The 3,006-nt window shown below is 51.7% G+C and carries 1 rRNA gene; it reads right to left on the bottom strand.

The annotated features are described in order from the left end of the window. Positions 1-41: 41 nt before the first annotated feature. Positions 42-2,969, bottom strand: a 23S ribosomal RNA gene (locus AC3WSK_RS26410). Between the last annotated feature and the right edge of the window lie 37 nt (positions 2,970-3,006).

The raw sequence follows: 3,006 nt of genomic DNA, 5'->3' as shown, positions 1-3,006 counted from the left end.
TTCAAAACTGGATAAACGGTGCATTGAATGTTTCAAACATTTTGGTTAAGTCCTCGATCGATTAGTATTCGTCAGCTCCATGTGTCACCACACTTCCACCTCGAACCTATCTACCTCATCGTCTTTGAGGGATCTTACTTACTTGCGTAATGGGAAATCTCATCTTGAGGGGGGCTTCATGCTTAGATGCTTTCAGCACTTATCCCGTCCACACATAGCTACCCAGCGATGCCTTTGGCAAGACAACTGGTACACCAGCGGTGTGTCCATCCCGGTCCTCTCGTACTAAGGACAGCTCCTCTCAAATTTCCTACGCCCACGACGGATAGGGACCGAACTGTCTCACGACGTTCTGAACCCAGCTCGCGTACCGCTTTAATGGGCGAACAGCCCAACCCTTGGGACCGACTACAGCCCCAGGATGCGATGAGCCGACATCGAGGTGCCAAACCTCCCCGTCGATGTGGACTCTTGGGGGAGATAAGCCTGTTATCCCCGGGGTAGCTTTTATCCGTTGAGCGATGGCCCTTCCATGCGGAACCACCGGATCACTAAGCCCGTCTTTCGACCCTGCTCGACTTGTAGGTCTCGCAGTCAAGCTCCCTTGTGCCTTTACACTCTACGAATGATTTCCAACCATTCTGAGGGAACCTTTGGGCGCCTCCGTTACCTTTTAGGAGGCGACCGCCCCAGTCAAACTGTCCGCCTGACACTGTCTCCTGCCCCGCTAAGGGGCATGGGTTAGAATTTCAATACAACCAGGGTAGTATCCCACCGACGCCTCCTTCGAAGCTGGCGCTCCGAGATCTCTGGCTCCTACCTATCCTGTACAAGTTGTACCAAAATTCAATATCAGGCTACAGTAAAGCTCCACGGGGTCTTTCCGTCCTGTCGCGGGTAACCTGCATCTTCACAGGTACTATAATTTCACCGAGTCTCTCGTTGAGACAGTGCCCAGATCGTTACGCCTTTCGTGCGGGTCGGAACTTACCCGACAAGGAATTTCGCTACCTTAGGACCGTTATAGTTACGGCCGCCGTTTACTGGGGCTTCAATTCGCAGCTTCGCTTGCGCTAACCACTCCTCTTAACCTTCCAGCACCGGGCAGGCGTCAGCCCCTATACGTCACCTTACGGTTTTGCAGAGACCTGTGTTTTTGCTAAACAGTCGCCTGGGCCTATTCACTGCGGCTCTCATGCGCTTGCACGCTCAAGAGCACCCCTTCTCCCGAAGTTACGGGGTCATTTTGCCGAGTTCCTTAACGAGAGTTCTCTCGCACACCTTAGGATTCTCTCCTCGACTACCTGTGTCGGTTTGCGGTACGGGCACCTCTCACCTCGATAGAGGCTTTTCTTGGCAGTGTGAAATCAGGAACTTCGTCCATACGGACTCGCCATCACAGCTCAACGTTACAGTGTGCGGATTTGCCTACACACACGCCTTACTGCTTGGACGCGCATATCCAACAGCGCGCTTACCCTATCCTACTGCGTCCCCCCATTTCTCAAACGGTGAGGAGGTGGTACAGGAATATCAACCTGTTGTCCATCGCCTACGCCTATCGGCCTCGGCTTAGGTCCCGACTAACCCTGAGCGGACGAGCCTTCCTCAGGAAACCTTAGTCATACGGTGGACGGGATTCTCACCCGTCTTTCGCTACTCATACCGGCATTCTCACTTCTAAGCGCTCCACCAGTCCTTCCGATCTGACTTCAACGCACTTAGAACGCTCTCCTACCACTGACATCGTAGATGTCAATCCACAGCTTCGGTGAATCGTTTAGCCCCGATACATTTTCGGCGCAGCGTCACTCGACCAGTGAGCTATTACGCACTCTTTAAATGATGGCTGCTTCTAAGCCAACATCCTGGTTGTCTGTGCAACGCCACATCCTTTTCCACTTAACGATTACTTTGGGACCTTAGCTGGTGGTCTGGGCTGTTTCCCTTTTGACTACGGATCTTATCACTCGCAGTCTGACTCCCGTGTATAAATATCTGGCATTCGGAGTTTGTCTGAATTCGGTAAACCGGGATGGCCCCCTAGTCCAAACAGTGCTCTACCTCCAGTATTCTCATCACGAGGCTAGCCCTAAAGCTATTTCGGAGAGAACCAGCTATCTCCAAGTTCGATTGGAATTTCTCCGCTACCCACACCTCATCCCCGCACTTTTCAACGTGCGTGGGTTCGGGCCTCCAGTAAGTGTTACCTCACCTTCACCCTGGACATGGGTAGATCACCTGGTTTCGGGTCTACGACCACGTACTAATTCGCCCTATTCAGACTCGCTTTCGCTGCGGCTCCGCCTTCTAAAGCTTAACCTCGCACGTAATCGTAACTCGCCGGTTCATTCTACAAAAGGCACGCTATCACCCATTAACGGGCTCTAACTACTTGTAGGCACACGGTTTCAGGATCTCTTTCACTCCCCTTCCGGGGTGCTTTTCACCTTTCCCTCACGGTACTGGTTCACTATCGGTCACTAGGTAGTATTTAGCCTTGGGAGATGGTCCTCCCGGATTCCGACGGAATTTCACGTGTTCCGCCGTACTCAGGATCCACTCAGGAGAGAACGAACTTTCGACTACAGGGCTTTTACCTGCTCTGGCGGACCTTTCCAAGTCGCTTCATCTAACTCGCTCTTTTGTAACTCCGTATAGAGTGTCCTACAACCCCAAGAGGCAAGCCTCTTGGTTTGGGCTCTTCCCGTTTCGCTCGCCGCTACTCAGGGAATCGATTTTTCTTTCTCTTCCTCCAGGTACTTAGATGTTTCAGTTCCCTGGGTCTGCCTTCAAGACGCTATGTATTCACGTCAAGATACTACGCGATTAAACGTAGTGGGTTCCCCCATTCGGAAATCTCCGGATCAAAGCTCACTTACAGCTCCCCGAAGCATATCGGTGTTAGTGCCGTCCTTCTTCGGCTCCTAGTGCCAAGGCATTCGCCGTGCGCCCTTAATAACTTAACCAAGTTATTAAGCCTATAAAAAAACTTAAAAAATAAAT

The organism is Lysinibacillus sp. EB271-A1-10B, from assembly GCF_058791335.1.
Note: the sequence above shows the minus strand (reverse complement) of the source record. Positions and strands in the feature narration are given on the sequence as shown.